Consider the following 1,119-nt stretch of genomic DNA (forward strand, 5'->3'; position numbering starts at 1 on the left):
TTCTGCCTGCGGCACTTTCTGGGGGCTGACGCAGACGATTACACCTATGAAGCGTTGAAGCTGTTCTTGCTGGGTGCAATCTCACGAGCCTTTCAGCCGGGGTGCAAATTTGAAATCATGCTCTGTCTGGTAGGCGGTCAGGGGGCTGGCAAGTCCACTTTCTTCCGTCTGCTGGCAATCCGGGACGAGTGGTTCTCCGATGATTTGCGGAAGCTGGACGATGACAATGTGTACCGAAAGCTGCAAGGTCACTGGATTATCGAAATGTCGGAAATGATGGCAACCGCAAACGCCAAGAGCATCGAAGAAATCAAGTCGTTTTTAAGCCGGCAGAAAGAGGTTTACAAGATACCCTATGAAACCCACCCGGCAGACCGCCCCCGTCAGTGCGTGTTTGGCGGCACTTCCAATGCCCTTGACTTCCTGCCCCTTGACCGTTCCGGCAACCGCCGCTTTATCCCTGTCATGGTGTACCCGGAGCAAGCCGAGGTTCACATTTTGGAGGACGAAACTGCTTCCAGAGCCTATATCGAGCAGATGTGGGCAGAAGCGATGGAGATTTACCGAAGCGGCAGGTTCAAGCTGGCTTTCAGCCCCGACATGCAGCGGTATCTCAAAGAACACCAGCGGGATTTTATGCCGGAGGACACCAAAGCCGGAATGATACAGGCGTATCTTGATAGGTACACCGGGAGCATGGTCTGCTCCAAGCAGCTCTACAAGGAAGCCTTGAACCATGCCTTTGACGAGCCGAAGCAATGGGAAATACGGGAAATCAACGAGATTATGAACCAATGCATTGACCGCTGGCGGTACTTCCCGAACCCAAGAATGTTTTCCGAATATGGCAGACAAAAGGGCTGGGAGCGTGAAAACCCGGCAACGGACTCCGGCAACCCGTCTGAAAAAACGATGGACGGTTTTGTGGAGGTCACAGAACAGATGGAGCTTCCATTCTGAAAATGACAGCCCGTTGCACCCCCTGTTGCTATCCCGTTGCCGAGCCGGTTGCCGGGGAAAACCCCTTATTTCCGGACTTTTCTCCTTTATAACAACCAAAACAACAGAAAAATAAAAGAAAAGTATAAATAGTAACCATCGCCAGATTGAGATTGTTTG

General features: G+C 51.7%; 1 protein-coding gene. It reads left to right on the top strand.

Going from position 1 to position 1,119, the window contains the following annotated elements:
• The coding region (locus DXA36_RS32540; RefSeq protein ID WP_118683632.1) for a virulence-associated E family protein at nucleotides 1-960 on the top strand (960 nt) is incomplete at its 5' end.
• Between the last annotated feature and the right edge of the window lie 159 nt (nucleotides 961-1,119).

Source organism: Eisenbergiella sp. OF01-20 (assembly GCF_003478085.1).
In the GTDB taxonomy this organism is placed as follows: domain Bacteria; phylum Bacillota; class Clostridia; order Lachnospirales; family Lachnospiraceae; genus Eisenbergiella.